Raw genomic sequence first — 16,227 nt, forward strand, 5'->3', positions numbered from 1 at the left:
CCTGAGCCCGATCCCTGTCCTGTCCGCGGCCCGATCCCTGAGTCCAGGCCCTGAACGCGAGCTCTGAACCCAACCCCGAGCCTCATCCCAAGCCCTGTTCCGGACCGCATTCCGAGGCTCACTCCGACCCTCACTCCGGAGCCTCGTTCCGGGCCGCACCCGGCTCTCGGACGAGGCGCGCTCCGCTAGGGTTGAGGCATCGTGACTGGCGCTGGAACGCCCGATGGGCGCAGGTGGGGCACCACCGGGGAGCGAATCTGCGGAGGCCGTGCGCCTGGGTCGCCGCCGCCGTCGACGTGGAGAAGGAAGGCGCCATGGCTGAGAACTCGCTGAACGTCGTCGATCCCGAGATCGCCGAACTGATCAGGGCGGAGGAGCGGCGGCAGGCCGACACCGTCAAGCTGATCGCGTCCGAGAACTACGTGTCCAGGGCCGTCCTGGAGGCGACCGGGACCGTTCTCACCAACAAATACTCCGAGGGCTACCCGGGCAAGCGCTACTACGAGGGCCAGCAGGTCATCGACAAGATCGAGACGCTGGCGATCGAGCGGGCCAGGTCGGTCTTCGGGGTGAGTCACGCCAACGTCCAGCCCTACTCGGGCTCGCCCGCCAACCTCGCCGTCTACCTGGCGTTCCTGAACCCGGGCGACACCGTGCTCGGCATGGGCCTGCCGTTCGGCGGTCACCTGACCCACGGCTGGTCGGTGTCCGCCACCGGCAAGTGGTTCAACTCGGTCCGTTACGGCGTGCGCCGCGACACCGGCCGCATCGACATGGACGAGGTGCGCGCGCTGGCGCTGGAGCACCGGCCCAAGCTGATCTTCTGCGGCGGCACCGCGATCCCGCGCACGATCGACTTCCCGGCCTTCGCCGAGATCGCCAAGGAGGTCGGCGCGGTGCTCGCGGCCGACATCGCCCACATCGCGGGCCTCGTCGCCGGCGGCGCCCACCCCTCGCCGGTCGGGCACGCGGACGTGATCTCCACGACCACCCACAAGACCCTGCGCGGCCCGCGGGGCGCGATGCTCATGGCGAACACCGACGAGGTCGCCAAGGCGCTCGACAAGGCCGTGTTCCCCGGCCTGCAGGGCGGCCCGCACAACCACACAACCGCCGCCATCGCGGTCGCCCTGCACGAGGCCGCCCAGCCGGAGTTCAAGACGTACGCCGCGCAGATCGTGAAGAACGCGCAGGCGCTCGCCGACGAGCTGCTCGCCCGCGGGTTCGACCTGGTCTCCGGCGGCACCGACAACCACCTGATCCTGATGGACCTCACGTCCAAGGGCGTCGGGGGCAAGCCGGCTGCGCAGGCCCTCGACCGGGCGGGCCTGGAGACGAACTACAACACCGTGCCCTTCGACCCGCGCAAGCCGTTCGACCCGTCCGGCATCCGCATCGGCACGCCCTCGGTCACCTCGCGCGGGATGGGCGAGGCCGAGATGCGGCAGATCGCGGCGTGGATGGACGAGGTCGTCACCGCCGTGGCCAAGGGCGACGCGGAGGACGTGATCGCACGGGTGCACGGCGAGGTCACCGAGCTGACCAGCCGGTTCCCCGCGCCCGGCCTGTCCTGACCCTCCAACCACCGTGATCTTGCGGTTTGTCGCAAGGGTGCGGGCGGACCTCGCACCGCACCTTCGTGATCTTGCGGTTTGTCGCATCGACAGCCAGTGACCTGCGCCATCCGTGTGTTTGATCTTGCGCGAGATGTCGCGGCTGCCCACCTGGCCTGCCGATAGTCGCAACGTGATCTTGCAGTCTCCGCCGACTGCAAGATCACGAGCGCTTGAAGGCCAGGTCGGCGACTGATTCGGTGAATCTCTGCAAGATCACGACTGCGCTGCTATGTCGTCTACCTGTGCTTTCTCTTCGCTCTGCGACAAACTACAAGATCACGGCATGGGTGGGGGGATAAATGGGTTGCGGGGGGTGAGTGCGGGGCTGTTACTGTTCCCCCGTCGCCGCCACCGAGCGGCCAGGACCAGGGAGGTGAGGACTATGCGGGTCTTTCTGACGACCATGCCGTCCGTCAACTCCCGGGTGTCCGCCTAGTCTCTTCTCGCTGGGACGCCCGGTTTCCGAAGGGTGTTTCCAGCAGTGTTCAACGAACTTTCTCTTCTCGGCTGGCACGACGGGCTCGCGGAGCAGCTGCCCGACCTGCCCGGCGGCGCCGTTCCCGCGCGTGTGGCGCGGGTAGACCGGGGCGCCGCCGAGGTCATCGCCGCCGACGGAAACCATCAGGCGCGGTTCGGCGCCCGCGTACGCAGGGCCGCGGCGGCCGATCCGCTCGCGCTCCCGTGCGTGGGCGACTGGGTCGCGCTCGCCCGGCTCGACCTGTCCTCATCCCAGGGGGGCCGCTACGAACTGGCCGAGGTGCTGCCCCGCCGTACGGCCTTCGTCCGGGGCGGCGTGAGCCGCGACTCGCGCGGAGGGCTGTCGGGCGACGGCCAGGGCCAGGTCCTGGCCGCCAACGTCGACGTGGTCTTCGTGGCCGAGCCGTCCATGCACGCCACGCCGCCCGAAGGGCCAGGGGGGGTCGTCCCCCCGGGCAAGCACAGCGCCGACCTCGGCAGGATCGAGCGCCTCGTGGCGCTCGCCTGGGAGAGCGGCGCCCGGCCGGTCGTGCTCGTCACCAAGGCCGACCTCTTCGAGCAGGGTCTGGACGATCTCCTCGCCGACGTCGCGGCGGCGGCGCCGGGCGTCGACGTCCACCCGGTCTGCTCGCTCACCGGCGACGGCGTGGATCTGGTGCGCGCCCACCTCGGCCCCTCGGGGACCGCGGTGGTCCTCGGTGCGTCGGGCGCGGGCAAGTCCACGCTCGTCAATGCCCTCGCCGGCGCGGAGGTCATGGAGACTCAGCAGATCAGGGCCGCCGACGGGCGGGGCAGGCACACCACCGTCCACCGGCAGCTCATCGTGCTGCCCGGCGGCGGGCTCGTCATCGACACCCCCGGCATCCGCCGGGTCGGTCTGTACGAGATGAGCCAGGGCGTCGATCTGGTCTTCTCCGACATCGAGGAGCTGGCCGAGGACTGCCGGTTCTCCGACTGCCGGCACCGGGAGGAACCGGGCTGCGCGGTGCTGGCGGCGGTCGAGTCGGGCGAGCTGCCCGAGCGGCGGCTGGAGAGCTGGAACAGGCTCCAGCGGGAGGCCGCCTGGATGGCCCGCCGCACCGACGCCCGGCTGCGCGCCGAGGAGACCCGCAAGTGGAAGACCATCCACAAGCAGATGCGGGGCATGGGCCGCCCGTAGGCCCGGGTGCGTTCCGTTCCGGGTGGGTATGACCGGGGCGTGAAGACGATCCGGGTGCGGCTGCCGTACGCCGGCCGGGCAGCGGCGGGTGCGCTGCTCGCCGAGGTCCTGCGCGACATGGATCCGCAGGATCCGGTGGTGCTCGCCCTGCCGCGCGGCGGCGTGGCGGTGGCCGCGCCGATCGCGGAGCGGCTGCGCGCCCCGCTCGACGTGCTGGTGACCCGGAAGATCGGGCATCCGGCCCGGCCTGAGCTCGGGGTCGGCGCGATCGCGGAGGGCGGGCGGCCCGTGTTCGACTCCGAGACGCTCGACCGGCTCGGCCTGGAACCGCAGGACGTGGCGGAGGTGGCCGGGCGGGAGCGGCGCGAGCTGGCCAGGCGGGTGCGGGTCTACCGGGGAGAGCGGCCGCTGCCGGAGCTGCGCGGCCGTGACGTGATCGTGGTGGACGACGGCCTGGCGACCGGAGGCACGGCGCGCGCCGCGCTGCGGGCCGTACGGACGATCCAGGCGGGGTGGGGCCGGGTGACGCTGGCGGTGCCGGTCGCCGCTCCGGAGACGGTGGAGGCGATGCGGGGAGAGGCGGACGAGATCGTCGTGCCGGCCACCCCGGAGAACTTCCGCGCGGTGGGCCAGTGGTACCGGCGGTTCGACCAGCTCACCGATGACGACGTGCTGGGGCTGCTGGCCGCGGCGGGGTGCGGAGGGACGGATGAAACCTGAAGGGCGCTCCGCGTGCGCCGTCGCCCACATCGGGGGACGGGACGCGAAGCGCCCAGCGGTGACGCGTGTCGGGGAAGGGGGAAATGCTCAGGCTACGGCGCTGATTCCGGCGCTGGCGGCGCGCCGCATGCGACGGCGACGCTCGGACGCGCGCTCGTCCTCGTTGAGACCGCCCCACGTGCCGTACTTCTCCGGACGGGAGAGCGCGTAGTCGAGGCACTCCGCTCGCACAGGACACTGAGCGCAGATGGCCTTGGCCTTGCGCTCCCGGATGTCGCGCTCGGGCTGACGCTCGCCGTCAGGACCGAAGAACAGCACCAGGTCCTCTCCCCGGCACGCGGCATCATCCTGCCAACCCCAGCTGGGGCGCGGGCGGGCGAGCTGCCGACGTACCTGAGACATGAGAAACCACCTTTGGTGAGAGGTATTTCAGTGTTTGTGCCGCATTGGACGCTTGTGGCGTCCCTTGTGCCAACGCCGGGATAGGCCGTGGTGTTCCCGGCTCCGGGGCGGAGCCCTCAGGTCAACACCGGCGTGAGCTCGCTCAGCTCGGCCAACCTGTAGGTCGGGATTCCGTCGGCGCAAGTCAACCCGCACGGTGCCGTGAGCACCGTGGGCTCGACCACGACCCGAAACCGCGACGTCCCACGCTCCGTCGTGCGCCGCACGACGCAGACCGTGGTGTCGTCAACCGACCGGGAGGATTCCACGGCCACCCCGCCGACCGAGATCTCGCCGGTATGCGCCCGGACGAAGTGCTCGGCGGCCTGCAGTGGCTCAGGGATGCCCGCGCGTCCCCGGAAACGGTCGAGGACGACCTCGCCGTGCCGGTACGCGTTTGCCGCCGCGATCGCAGCAGCCTGAGACATGCTGCCGTAGTAAAGCCCGTGTGGCAAGCATACGAGGTTGGCGGCGTATCGATCGCCGCCGACATGTGTGGTTTCCCACACTTCGCCGGACAGGTTCTCGTCGAGGAACCGCGCCAGCGGGAGTCCCAGACGGGCACAGCACGCGTTGTGCCGACCGTGCGTGCAGACCAGGTACATCGGCTCGTTCACCAGTATGCAGGACTCCGGAACCACTCCGTGCACGAGAGCGCCCAGGTCAAGATCGTCAGGGCGCTCCACGAAGCCCTCGGCGAGCCACGGATCGTCCACCGCGGCCGCGGCGACGTAGACGTGCAGGGGGCCCGTACGGGCCTCGCGGCGGCCGGGCCGGCGGATCAGTTGCGGCCGGATGTCAAGAGCCCTGGCGCGGGAGATCAGCCGGTGGACGTCATCCGGCAGCCGGCACTCCTCCAGCTCCGCGGCCCAGGGCCCCGCGTGCTCGATGAGCAGCCAGAACCGGCCCTTCCTGGTCGCGCTCGCCAGGATCGGCGCCTCCCCCGCGTGGCAGGCGGCGGGGTGCTCGCACCCGTTGGCCATCCGGTCCCGTCCCTCACTCTTGTTTCTTAGGTAAGACTAACCTTAACCAATCGCGTCAAGGGCCGCGGCCGCGGGGTCGTAAATCCGCGTTAAAGACGTAAATGTCCCGATATGGCCCGCTGTGTACAGAGATCGAGAACACGCCAGGGACGGCGCCGGGGGTCGGTGCCGGTCAGGCGTAGGCCAGGGCGGCCTCGGCGGCGGGGAGGGCCGCCGCGCGGTCCTCGGGCACCAGCCCGATCCTGGTCCGCCGGTCCAGCAGGTCGCCGGCGTCCAGGGCGCCCTCGTGACGCACGGCCCACACCAGCTCGGCCCGGGTGATCCCCAGCGCCACCGGCTCGGCCAGGGCCGGGTCCGCGCGCATCAGGTCGCGCACCGCCCAGGACTCCGAGCCGTACCTGCGGGCCAGCCGCCCGGGCGCGCCGGGACGCACCGGCCCGGCCCCGACGAGGGGCAGCCGCGCCGTACGGCTCGCGCGGGCGTCGGGGCAGGCGGCGTCGACGGCGTCCTCGGCCATCCGCCGGTAGGTCGTGAGCTTCCCGCCCACGACCGTCACGACGCCGTCCGGCGAGCGCAGCACGGCGTGGCGGCGGGACAGGTCGGCCGTCCGGCCGCCGGTGGCTTCCGGTGCGTCCACCGCGTCGACCAGGGGCCGCAGCCCGGCGAAGGCGCCGGCGACGTCCGCATGCGACAGCGGCCGGTCCAGGGCCGTCCCGATGACCTCCAGCAGGAACGCGACGTCGCTCTCGGGAGCCTCGGGGACGTCCGGGACCGGGCCGTCGAGCGGTTCGTCGGTCAGCCCGGCGTAGACCCGCCCGTCGGCTTGGGGGAGCACCAGCGCGAAGCGGGCGCGCTCGCCGGGGATCGGCACGTGCAGCCCCGCGCGCAGCGCGCCGAGCGCCCCGGGATGCAGGACGAGGTGCGTGCCCCGCGAGGGACGCAGCACCACCGACGGCGTCAGCTCTCCGGCCCACACGCCGGTCGCGTTGATCACCGTGCGGGCCCGGATGTCGAACTCGTCGCCGGTCAGCTCGTCGCGCACCCGGGCGCCGTCCCCGGCGAGGGCCAGCGCGCGGCACCGGGTGAGGATCCGCGCGCCGTGGGCGGCGGCCGTGCGCGCCAGCGCCACGACCAGGCGGGCGTCGTCCACCACCCGGCCGTCCCACGACAGCAGCGCCCCGCGCAGGCCGTCCGCGCGTAGCGACGGGGCGAGGGCGAGCGCCCGGCCGGCCGAAAGCCGCGAGGGGCCGGGCAGCAGGCGCCGCGGCGTGCCCGCCGCGGCCCGCAGCGCGTCGCCCAGGCGGTAGCCGGTCATGAGGGCCGCGGCCTGCGCCCGGGGGACGTCCGGTGTCAGCGGCAGCACGTACGGGTGGGCGGCGACCAGGTGGGGCGCGGTGAAGCGCAGCAGGGCGTCGCGCTCCACCGCGCTCTCCCACGCCACGCCGACCTGGCCGCTCGCGAGGTAGCGCAGCCCGCCGTGGATGAGCTTGGAGCTCCACCGAGAGCTGCCGAACGCCAGGTCGTGGGCGTCCACGGCGGCCACCGACAGCCCGCGCGAGGCGGCGTCGAGCGCGGCTCCGGCCCCCGTCGCCCCCAGGCCGACCACGAGCACGTCCACGACGTCCGTGCCCGCCTCGTCGAGCTCCCACCGGCGCCTGGCGGCGTTCAATGAGGAGTTCATGTCCCCTCCACTACTCCCGCATTACTCTTTAGTAACCTACCTGGAGGCGCGACGGCTATGGAAACCCCTCTCACGGCGGCGGAACCCATGCTCTGGTCGGGCTGGGGCGATCCGGCCAAGGCCGCCGAGCTGCCGCCGCCGGTGCGCGACCTGCTGGCGCAACTCCTCGGCGTCCGGGCGCCCGCCACGCCGGCGGCGACGTTCGGCGAGGTGCGGCTGCCGCCGGTGGCGCTGCCGCCGCCCGTCCTGGCCGCGCTGGCCGCGATCGTGGGAGACGGGCACGTGCGGGCCGACGACGACGCCCGCATCCGGCACACCCGGGGCAAGTCCACCCCCGACCTGCTGCTCATGCGCTCGGGGGACGCCTCGGACGCGCCCGACGCCGTCGTGCTCCCCGGCTCGCACGACGAGGTGGCCGCCGTGCTGCGCCTGTGCGCGGAGCAGCGGGTGGCCGTGGTGCCGTTCGGCGGGGGCACCTCGGTGGTCGGCGGCCTCGTGGCGGCCCGGTGTGGCTCCGAGGGGGGCTTCGCGGGCGTGGTCGCGCTCGACCTGGCCCGGCTCGACCGGCTCGTCTCCGTCGACCCCGTGTCCATGATCGCCGAGCTGGAGCCGGGCCTGCGCGCGCCGCAGGCCGAGCAGCTCCTCGCCGCGCACGGGCTGACGCTCGGGCACTTCCCCCAGTCGTACGAGTACGCGACGCTGGGCGGGTTCGCGGCGGCCAGGTCCAGCGGGCAGGCCTCGGCCGGGTACGGCAGGTTCGACGACATGGTCGCCGGCATGACCGTCGCGACGCCCCGGGGCACGCTGGAGATCGGCCGAGCGCCCCGGTCGGCCGCCGGGCCGGACCTGCGCCAGGTGTTCCTGGGCTCCGAGGGCGCCTTCGGGGTGATCACCTCGCTGCGGCTGCGCGTCCGCAGGGCCCCGGACGTCAGGGCGTACGAGGGTTGGCGGTTCGCCACCTTCGCCGAGGGCACGGCCGCCATGCGGCGGCTCGCGCAGCAGGAGGGCCCGCCGCCCACGGTGCTGCGGCTGTCGGACGAGACCGAGACCATGGTCGGACTGGCGAAGCCGGCCGACCTCGGCGCGGCGGGGCGCGACTCCGGCTGCCTGCTGGTGGCGGGCTTCGAGGGCTCCCCGGGCGACGTGGCCCACCGGCGGGACGGCGCCTCCGCCGTGCTGGTCGAGGCGGGCGGGGTGCACCTCGGGCCGGAGCCGGGGGACGCGTGGGCGCGGGGCCGGTTCTCCGCCCCCTACCTGCGCGACTCCCTGCTGGCCGCGGGGGCGACGGTGGAGACGCTGGAGACCGCCTGCTTCTGGTCGAACCTGCCGCGCCTGTACGACGCCGTGCGGCTGGCCCTGCTCGGCGCGCTCGGCTCCCCGCTGGTCATGTGCCACATCTCCCACGTCTACGCCACGGGGGCCTCGCTGTACTTCACCGTGGTGACGGCGCAGACCGGCGACCCCCTCGGGCAGTGGGCGGCCGCCAAACGCGCGGCGAGCGAGGCGATCGTTCAGGCGGGCGGCACGATCTCGCACCACCACGGCGTCGGCCGCGACCACCGCGAGGCGTACGCCGCGGAGATCGGCGACCTGGGCGGCGAGATCCTGCGGGGGATCAAGGAACGGCTCGATCCCGCCGGGATCCTCAACCCGGGTGTGCTGATCCCCTAGCACCGCCTTTCCTGCGTGGTGTCGCCCTGAGCGGCCCCGCGCCACGTCGCCGCCGTCACTCGCGGGCTCGCCACGAGTTCCTCCTCCGCCGTGCGTCGCACCATTCACGTCCCCGCAAGTTCGGGCAAATCTTGTCGATGGAGGCGCTGGAAACGCCAAGATTGTTCCCATGGTCGATGTGGGCGCGGCCGCCGCGCGGGGGAAGCAGGTCTCGTCACGGGTGTCGCAGGCCGGAGCGGGCTGGGACTGCGCGCAGATCGGCACGTTCGACGCGCTGCGGCCCAACCGGGACTCCTTCACCTGGCTGAACCCCCCCACCCTGTGGCGGTCCCGCAACGAGGTCCTCGCCCAGCTGTTCGGCGACCCCTCGCCGCAGGTGCGCCCCCGCTGGGTGGCGGCGCAGCGCGACCGCGGCGTGGACGCGGACTTCCGTGTCAGGCTCGACCTGGGGGAGGAGTTCTCGTTCCTGGTGCTCGGTGACACCGGCGAGGGCGACGCCTCGCAGTACGCGGTGGTGCCCGGGCTGCTCAAGCTCGGCGCGGGCACCGCGTTCGCCGTCATCGCGAGCGACGTGATCTACCCGACCGGCTCCGGCAACGAGTACGGCGACAAGTTCTTCCGGCCCTACAAGGACTACCCGGCCCCGATCTTCGCCGTGCCCGGCAACCACGACTGGTACGACGGGCTCGGCGGCTTCATGCGGGTCTTCTGCGCCGCCCACCCCCTGTCCGCCGAGCAACGAGGCTTCCGGTTGTCTCCCGACGGGCTGCGCGGGCTGCTGTGGAAGAAGCCGGCGACGATCGACGAGGACGCCCTCGCCGAGGCCGGGAAGATGCGGCCCGATCCGGGCCCGGCGCTGCCGGGGCCCTACTGGGTGATCGACACCGGCCGCCTGCTGCTCGTCGGCATCGACACCGGGATCAAGGGCACCCTCGACCGCGAGCAGGGCGAGTGGCTGCGCCGGGTCTCCGCCGACCCCCGGCCCAAGATCCTGATCACCGGCAAGCCGATCTACGTCAACAACGCCTACCACCCCTGCGAGATCGAGGGCGGCGGCACGGTGGACGACGTGGTCCGCGACCCGGCGCACAACTACGTCGCGGCCATCGGCGGCGACGTGCACAACTACCAGCGCTACCCGGTCCGGGTGGAGGGGCGGCTCATCCAGTACGTCGTGTCCGGAGGCGGCGGGGCGTTCATGCACGCCACCCACACGATCCCCCGGGTGGATGTGGGCGGCGTCCACGAGGACGACTTCAAGTGCTATCCGCTGCGCGGCGACTCGCTGTCGTTCTACAGCCTGCTCTACAGCAGGAGGCTGCGGCTGCGCGGGCTCTACATCACCCCCGAGGAGGGGCTGGCCCTGATGTCCCGGCGGATCGGCAACACCCCGCCCCGGCCAACGCCGGGGGCGCCGATCGGCGCGCGGGTGAAGTGGGCGGCCCGGCTGCTCGGCGGCTGGCCGATGCCGTTCCGCCTGCCGGTGGGGCGGGTCTTCCACCGGTACATCTCCGAACTGTCCGACTGGGACACCCCGCCCTTCTTCAAGAGCTTCCTCCACCTGTCGGTCACCGGGGACACGCTCCGGCTGCGCTGCTTCGCCGCGACGGGCTGCCTGCCGCAGGAGGAGGAGCCGCCGCTGGAGGACGAGGTCGAGATCCCGCTCTGATCGGCCGGGCGCGGCCGGATAAATGTCGGGGCCGCCTGGCAGGCTGGTGGGGTGCACGTTGTGGTGGCGGCCGACGCCGAGGGGGGCGGCATCGTGAAGCCGCTCGGCGAGCCGGCGAGCCGGGTCTCCGATCTCGCGGCGGCCGTGCGCACGCTGGAGGCCGCCGAGCGGCCCCGCTGGGTGTGGGCCGACGCGCGCCGCGTCTACCCGGCGCTCCTGTCCGCCGGCGTACGGCCGGCGCGCTGCCACGATGTCGCGCTGACCGAGAACCTTCTGCTGGCGGCGGACGGGCGCTACGGCGAGCCCAGACAGGTCCAGGCGGCCTATGCGCGCCTGCGCGGCCTCCCGGTGCCCGACGACCCGCACGAGGCGTCTGACGCGCATCAGGCGGGCGGCACGCAGGCGAGCCTGTTCGACCCGGCGCCGCCGGGACACGGCGTGCCGGAGGCCGACATGGTCGCCGAGGTGTTCGAGGACCAGCGCCGCCGCGTCGCGCGCACGGCCGATCCCGGGCGGTTCCGCCTGCTCGTGGCCGCCGAGTCGGCCGGTGCGCTCATCGCCGCCGAGATGGGCCACGACGGCATGCCCTGGCGCGAGGACGTCCACGACGCGCTGCTGACCGACCTGCTCGGGCCCCGTCCCGCCCACGGCATGCGGCCCGGCAAGCTCCAGGCCCTGGCCGACGAGGTCTCGGCCGCCTTCGGCCACCTGGTCAACCCCGACTCCCCGCAGCAGATCGTCCGGGCGTTCAAGACGGCCGGGATCGAGATCCCGTCCACCCGCTCCCACGTGCTCAAGGCGATCGACCACCCGGCCGTCGCGCCGCTGCTGGCGTACAAGGAACTGGCCCGTCTGTTCAGCTTCCACGGGTGGACCTGGGCCGATCAATGGGTCAGCGGCGACCGCTTTCGGCCCGAGTACGTCGTGGGCGGGGTGGTGAGCGGCCGGTGGGCCACCAGCGGCGGCGGCGCGCTGCAGATCCCCAAGGTCATGCGCAGGGTCGTGCTGGCCGACGACGGCTGGACGCTCGTCGTCGCCGACGCCGCGCAGCTCGAACCGCGGGTGCTGGCCGCGCTGTCCGAAGACCGGGGGCTCGCGCGGGCGGCCGGGGAGATCGACCTGTACGCCGCGCTGGCCCAGGCGTTCGGCGGGGTCCGCGAGTCGGCCAAGATCGCCATGCTGTCCGCGATGTACGGCGGGACCAGCGGCGACGCCTCCAAGCTGCTGGCCGTCATGCGGCAGCGGTTCCCGAAGGCGTACGCGTTCGTGGAGGACGCGGCACGGGCGGGGGAGGAGGGGCGGCTGGTCCGCTCGTGGCTGGGCCGCACCTGCCCGCCCCCGTCGGACCGGTGGCGGCGTCTGGTGGCCGGTCCCGAGGGCGCCAGGGCGGCCAGGGACCGGGGGAGGTTCACCCGCAACTTCGTCGTGCAGGCCACGGCGGCCGAGTGGGCGCTGACGCTCCTCGCCGTGCTGCGCGGGCTGCTGCCGGAACCGGCGCGGCTGGTGTTCTTCCAGCACGACGAGGTGATGGTGCACTGCCCGCTCGGCCTGGCGGGCGAGGTCCGCGAGGCCGTCGGCCGCGCCGCGCACGAGGCGACCCGGCTGCTGTTCGGCGACACCGCGGTCCGCTTCCCGATGGAGGCGGTGGCCGTCACCTGCTACGCCGACGCCAAGTGACCGCAGGCACGCTGCGGCTCAGGGTGCCGGGCGTGACTTCCGGGTGACGAGAGCGGCCACCAGCAGGGCCGGCGCCCCGAGGACGGCGAGGAGCACCAGGAGCGCCGCGGAGGCGCCGGCGACGCCCCGTACGCCGGCCGAGGGCGCCGCTCCGACGCCGAACACGGTGTCGTCGCCGGAGCACGTCACCGTGTAGGTGTCCGTCTTCGGCGCCCGGATCTCGTAGAGCAGCCGCCACTTGGCGCGGCCCACGGCCAACGGCCGGTAGCTCGTCGCCGGCCGGGCGATCCGGACGCTCCGCCCACGGCCGGTCTCGACCTCGCAGCGCGGATCGGGTGACGCGCCGGAGACGTAGATCGCCGGCTTCAGCGCGGGGTTCAGCGCGACGGTCAACGGAGAACCGTCGCCGGAGACGCTCCTCGGCGTGGCGGAGATGCCCATGCCGACCGCGCACACGGCGGTGACGGCCATGAGGAGCCCGCAGAGGACCGCCCAGGCGCGCGTGGTCCGCCGCAGCCAGGGAGGGTACCGCCGGGGCCGTCGACCGGCCGGGGGACGCACCGGCGGCGCGTACGGCCTCGCCGGGCGGCGCGCGGGCCCCGCCGCGTAGGGAGCGGGAGGAACGTACGCGGGAGGCGGCGCGGGAAAGGCCGGCCGCGGACCGGGTGGGACCACCTGCGGGCCGGGCCCGCCGGACAGCAGCGAGCGCGGCGGCTCCGGCGAGGCGGTCACCGCGCGGGTCGGGACGACGCGCGTACGCACCGCCCGCGCCACGGTCGGGGGAAGCCATCTGCCCGGCTGGGTGGGCGAGGCGAAGTCACGGCCGCTGCCGGCCAGTTCGTTCAGCACGGCCGACAGGGCCGGCCGCCCTTCGGGCTCCTTGGCCAGGCACCGCGCGACCAGCGTCCGCACCGTGGGCGGCAGCGCGTCGAGGGCGGGCTCCTCGTGGACGATGCGGTACCACAGCCCCTGCCATGACCCCTGCCCGAACGGCCCGGTGCCCGTCGCGGCGAACGCCAGCACGAGCCCCAGGCAGAACACGTCGCTCGCCGGTCCGACCCGGGTGCCCTTGAGCTGCTCCGGGGACATGAACCCGGGGGTGCCCATGGTGATGCCGGTCTTCGTCAGCGAACCGCCCTCGGCGGCCAGGGAGATGCCGAAGTCGATGACGCGGGGGCCGTCCCCGGCCAGCAGCACGTTCGACGGCTTGAGGTCCCGGTGGACGACCCCGGCCGCGTGGATCGACTCCAGCGCCTCGGCCAGCCCCGCGGCCAGGGCCAGCACGGACTCCTCCGGCCACGGCCCGTGCTCGCCCACGGCGTCCTCCAGCGACATGCCGGGCACGTACGCCGTCGCGAGCCACGGCGGCGACCCCTGCGGGTCGGCGTCGACCACTCCGGCCGTGAAGAAGCCGTTGACCAGGCGGGCCGTGGCGACCTCGCGGTCGAACCTGCGGCGGAACTCGGCGTCGCCGGCCAACTCGGGCCGCACCACCTTCACCGCGACGGCCCGCCCGCTCCGCGAACGCCCGAGATACACGCGGCCCATCCCGCCCTCGCCCAGGCGCGCCTCGATCCGGAAGGGCCCCACCTGCCGGGGATCGTCCTCCCGCAGCGCCTCGAAGGTCCGCACCGGCACTCCTTGGAATCCGGGATTCACGCGTGGTCGATCAGGACGTCCTCGCCGGAAGGGTGCCGGAACACGATCACCACGCGACGGCGTCGGTGAGGCCCGCGCTGCTGCGCCGCCCCGGTGAGGACCGGGCGTCAGGCGGCGCGGAAGGTGCTCCAGAGGGCCTGCCGCACCGGTGCCGCGGACTCGTTCCAGTCGAAGTCGGGCGAGGCGAACATGATCGCGTATGCGCGTTCGCCCGCCTCCAGGTAGCGGATGACCGCGTGGACGGTGACCTCGTTGGCGTTGGTGTAGGTGTACTCCCAGTCGGCCGCGGGGTAGCGGTAGTCCACCTGGTGCAGCTGGACCTGCGTGTAGTCGGTGAAGTCCTTGATGTTCAGGTTCTGCTCGGCGGACCGCAGCGCCGCCAGGCTGCCGTCGGGGATCCTCTTGATCGTGATGCTCTGCCCGCTGTCCTTCGGGCCCGTGAGCTTGACGGAGTCGTCGTCGGCCGTGGAGGTCCACTCCTTGGGCACCGCCAGCGCCACCCCGCCCTCGGTCACCGGCTGGTAGCCCTCGGGCACGCGTACGGCCGACAGCGGGCGAGCGGTCGGCGTGGGGGCGTCGGTGGGCGCGAGAGTGGGGCCCGACCTGCCGTCCTGCTGGGAGACCACGACGCCCGGGTCGCTCGGCAGCAGCACGAACACGATCGCGGCGATCACCGCGACCACGGCCGCGGCGGCGACGACGACGAGCAGCACCTTCGACCGGCCCTCGCCGCCGGCGACCTCGGCGGCCTGCTCCTTGCGCCTGCGCCCCACCCGGGGGGTGTGCGGACCCGTGGCGTCCGCGACCGGATCGGAATCGCCGGCCTGCGGCGAGACGGCCTGTTGTGGCGCCCCGTGCTGTGGCGCCCCGTGCTGCGGTGCCCCGTGTTGCGGCGCCCCATGCTGCGGAGCCGCGTGTTGCGGCGTCGCGTGCTGTGGTCCCGTCTGCTGGTGCGCCGCATGGTGGGCCGCATGGTGCGCCGCGTGGTGCCCTGGCCGGTGCGGTGCCCCCTGCGCGCCGCCCAGGTCGCCGGGCATGTCACCCGGCGTGGGCGTCGGCCACATGGCCTCCTTGGGCCGCTCCGGCGCGTGTGTCGACCCCGAGGGGGACGACAGCGGGTCGAAGCCCGACTCGAAGGCGGGGGCCTGCCCGAAGCCGCCCCCAGAGCCGAGGCCGCCCCCAGACCCGAAGCCGCTCACAGACCCGAAGCCGCCTGTGGACCCGAGGCCGCCTGTGGACCCGAACGCGGCCGGAGGCTCGTACGCGGGATCGGCGGGCCGGGGCTCCCCGGCCTGGGGCTCCATGGGACGGGGCGCGACGCCGGGCGGGGTGGCCGCGCCCGGCGCCAGGTTCTCCGCCGTCAGCGGCACGCGGACCGGACCCGAGGGTGTCTCGATGATGCGCGAGGGCAGCGGTCCCGAGGGGATGTCGAGCGGTGGCAGCAACCTCGCGGGCGTGGAGTCCTGGGGGGTGGGCACCGACGTCGGCGTGCCGGCGCGGCCCGGCAGTCCGGCGCCGTGGCTGTGCAGCACCCGCTCCAGCATCTCCGCGACCTGCGCGGCCGGAAGGCGGTCGGCCGGGTTCTTGCGGAGCAGGCCCTCGATGACCGGCAGCAGCGCGCCCGCGCGGCGCGGCCGGTTGGGCTCCTGCGTGAGCACCGCGCCGAGCACGGCGACCGCGTCCGGCCCCTCGTACGGCGGGCGGCCCTCCACGGCGGCGTACAGCGTCGCGCCGAAGGACCACAGGTCGGCGGCGTGGGTGATCGTGCGGCCCTGCAGGCGCTCCGGCGGGATGTAGGCGGGCGAGCCCATGAGCAGCCCGGTCTGGGTGATCGTGACGTCGCCCTCGATGGCGGCGATGCCGAAGTCGGTGAGCACCACGCGGTCGGCGGTGAGCAGCACGTTGCCGGGCTTCACGTCCCGGTGGAGGATGCCGGCGGCGTGGGCGTGGCGCAGCGCGTCGAGCACTCGGATGCCGATCTCGGCGGCCTGCACGACCGGCAGCGGGCCGCTCTGCCGCACGGCCTGCTCAAGGGACCAGGCGCGGACGAGCTCCATCACGATCCACGGCCGCCCGTCCTCCTCGACCACGTCGTGGACGGTGACGATGCCGGGATGGCTGAGCCGGGCGGCCGAGCGCGCCTCGCGCAGCATGCGCCGGTGGGCGTTCTGCGCGCCGGCGTTGTCGAGTCCGAACGGCAGGAGCAGCTCCTTGACCGCGACGTCCCGGTCCAGCAGCACGTCATGGGCGTGCCACACCATCCCCATGCCGCCGCGGCCCACGGGGGACAGCAGCCGGTAGCGCCGGCCGACAAGACGGCCCTGCCCTTCGGGGGCGCCCCCCGTGGGGGCGCGGCCGACAGGTCCCTGACCCTCTGGCATAGGGGGGACCATACCGAGCAGGCGATCTGTCGTCATAGATTAGGTCCCCAATTCACGCTCGCTCCGCAAGATCTACCGAACGGACCGTGCGAA

The 16,227-nt window shown here is 73.6% G+C and carries 11 protein-coding genes and 1 riboswitch; of the genes, 6 read left to right on the forward strand and 5 right to left on the reverse strand.

Annotation, left to right across the window (positions count from 1 at the left end):
- The first annotated feature begins 191 nt into the window (after window positions 1-191).
- Window positions 192-287, forward strand: a riboswitch (ZMP/ZTP riboswitch).
- A gap of 9 nt (window positions 288-296) precedes the next feature.
- The 3 genes from glyA (at window position 297) to ACGFIB_RS11700 (ending at window position 3,972) form a co-directional block, all read left to right on the forward strand.
- Window positions 297-1,574 (forward strand): serine hydroxymethyltransferase, encoded by a 1,278-nt coding sequence (gene glyA, locus ACGFIB_RS11690; RefSeq protein WP_457852310.1) that lies wholly within the window; start codon window positions 297-299, stop codon window positions 1,572-1,574.
- A 523-nt stretch (window positions 1,575-2,097) separates the two neighbouring features.
- Window positions 2,098-3,252, forward strand: coding sequence for a ribosome small subunit-dependent GTPase A (gene rsgA / locus ACGFIB_RS11695; RefSeq protein WP_229689663.1), 1,155 nt, complete (start codon window positions 2,098-2,100; stop codon window positions 3,250-3,252).
- A 39-nt stretch (window positions 3,253-3,291) separates the two neighbouring features.
- Complete coding sequence (locus ACGFIB_RS11700) at window positions 3,292-3,972, forward strand: phosphoribosyltransferase (protein ID WP_357159537.1); 681 nt, start codon at window positions 3,292-3,294, stop codon at window positions 3,970-3,972.
- Between the two features lie 87 nt (window positions 3,973-4,059).
- Here the strand turns inward: ACGFIB_RS11700 and ACGFIB_RS11705 are convergent, their stop codons facing one another.
- From ACGFIB_RS11705 to ACGFIB_RS11715, 3 genes are all read right to left on the reverse strand, one after another.
- Window positions 4,060-4,374: a WhiB family transcriptional regulator gene (locus tag ACGFIB_RS11705; protein ID WP_076434697.1), complete on the reverse strand. Its 315-nt coding sequence runs from the start codon at window positions 4,372-4,374 to the stop codon at window positions 4,060-4,062.
- 116 nt (window positions 4,375-4,490) lie between these two features.
- Complete coding sequence (locus ACGFIB_RS11710) at window positions 4,491-5,396, reverse strand: sucrase ferredoxin (protein ID WP_142570002.1); 906 nt, start codon at window positions 5,394-5,396, stop codon at window positions 4,491-4,493.
- Between the two features lie 172 nt (window positions 5,397-5,568).
- Window positions 5,569-7,077 (reverse strand): glycerol-3-phosphate dehydrogenase/oxidase, encoded by a 1,509-nt coding sequence (locus tag ACGFIB_RS11715; protein ID WP_393370834.1) that lies wholly within the window; start codon window positions 7,075-7,077, stop codon window positions 5,569-5,571.
- Between the two features lie 57 nt (window positions 7,078-7,134).
- Between ACGFIB_RS11715 and ACGFIB_RS11720 the strand changes: the two genes are divergently transcribed.
- From ACGFIB_RS11720 to ACGFIB_RS11730, 3 genes are all read left to right on the forward strand, one after another.
- Window positions 7,135-8,748, forward strand: a complete 1,614-nt coding sequence (locus tag ACGFIB_RS11720) for an FAD-binding oxidoreductase (protein WP_393370837.1) — start codon at window positions 7,135-7,137, stop codon at window positions 8,746-8,748.
- Window positions 8,749-8,917: 169 nt separating this feature from the next.
- On the forward strand, window positions 8,918-10,417 hold the full coding sequence (locus tag ACGFIB_RS11725) for a metallophosphoesterase family protein (protein ID WP_393370841.1): 1,500 nt from the start codon (window positions 8,918-8,920) through the stop codon (window positions 10,415-10,417).
- Window positions 10,418-10,468: 51 nt separating this feature from the next.
- Window positions 10,469-12,094, forward strand: coding sequence for a bifunctional 3'-5' exonuclease/DNA polymerase (locus tag ACGFIB_RS11730; protein ID WP_393370844.1), 1,626 nt, complete (start codon window positions 10,469-10,471; stop codon window positions 12,092-12,094).
- An 18-nt stretch (window positions 12,095-12,112) separates the two neighbouring features.
- Here ACGFIB_RS11730 and ACGFIB_RS11735 read toward each other — a convergent pair whose 3' ends face one another.
- Window positions 12,113-13,726 (reverse strand): serine/threonine-protein kinase, encoded by a 1,614-nt coding sequence (locus ACGFIB_RS11735; RefSeq protein ID WP_357242686.1) that lies wholly within the window; start codon window positions 13,724-13,726, stop codon window positions 12,113-12,115.
- A gap of 134 nt (window positions 13,727-13,860) precedes the next feature.
- Window positions 13,861-16,134 (reverse strand): serine/threonine protein kinase, encoded by a 2,274-nt coding sequence (locus tag ACGFIB_RS11740; protein ID WP_357242689.1) that lies wholly within the window; start codon window positions 16,132-16,134, stop codon window positions 13,861-13,863.
- Window positions 16,135-16,227 lie beyond the last annotated feature (93 nt).

The organism is Microbispora bryophytorum, assembly GCF_043197435.1.
GTDB classification, from domain to species: Bacteria; Actinomycetota; Actinomycetes; order Streptosporangiales; family Streptosporangiaceae; genus Microbispora; species Microbispora bryophytorum.

Bases quoted from the DNA above. Each gene is read 5' to 3' on its own strand.
- ACGFIB_RS11710 (WP_142570002.1), bottom strand. From the start codon at position 5,396: ATGGCCAACGGGTGCGAGCACCCCGCCGCCTGCCACGCGGGGGAGGCG.
- ACGFIB_RS11715 (WP_393370834.1), bottom strand. From the start codon at position 7,077: ATGAACTCCTCATTGAACGCCGCCAGGCGCCGGTGGGAGCTCGACGAG.
- ACGFIB_RS11725 (WP_393370841.1), top strand. From the start codon at position 8,918: ATGGTCGATGTGGGCGCGGCCGCCGCGCGGGGGAAGCAGGTCTCGTCA.
- ACGFIB_RS11705 (WP_076434697.1), bottom strand. From the start codon at position 4,374: ATGTCTCAGGTACGTCGGCAGCTCGCCCGCCCGCGCCCCAGCTGGGGT.
- ACGFIB_RS11740 (WP_357242689.1), bottom strand. From the start codon at position 16,134: ATGCCAGAGGGTCAGGGACCTGTCGGCCGCGCCCCCACGGGGGGCGCC.
- ACGFIB_RS11720 (WP_393370837.1), top strand. From the start codon at position 7,135: ATGGAAACCCCTCTCACGGCGGCGGAACCCATGCTCTGGTCGGGCTGG.